General features: G+C 73.4%; 1 protein-coding gene. It reads left to right on the top strand.

The features are described 5' to 3' along the window. Window positions 1-207 (top strand): hypothetical protein (locus tag GBG68_RS14215; RefSeq protein ID WP_193222355.1); only part of this gene is annotated, 207 nt, incomplete at its 5' end. Window positions 208-327 lie beyond the last annotated feature (120 nt).

The raw sequence follows: 327 nt of genomic DNA, 5'->3' as shown, positions 1-327 counted from the left end.
TCCTTGGCGGCCGAAGTGGCCGCCCGGCTACTGGCGCTGCTGGCCGCCGCGGCGCTGGCCGGCTGGCTGGGAGTGTTGGCCTTCAGCGCGTTGCACAGCGGGCCGCGCCGCACCGCGCTGGCCCGCTATCTGGGCCAGCGGCGCGGTTTGTGGCTGGGCCTGGCGGCGGTGCTGATCTGCGTGCCCCTGCTGACCCTGGCGGCCTAGACCTGGCAGCTGCGTCAGCCCCTGCCGCCCCGCCTGCTGACCCCGGCCGAGTGGGCCGGGCAGGTCTTGCCCTCATTGCCCGAAAGGCGGCTCGCCCTGGTCGATGAAAAAGACCGTTTC

The organism is Alkalilimnicola sp. S0819 (assembly GCF_009295635.1).
In the GTDB taxonomy this organism is placed as follows: domain Bacteria; phylum Pseudomonadota; class Gammaproteobacteria; order Nitrococcales; family WHIW01; genus S0819.
Note: the sequence above shows the minus strand (reverse complement) of the source record. Positions and strands in the feature narration are given on the sequence as shown.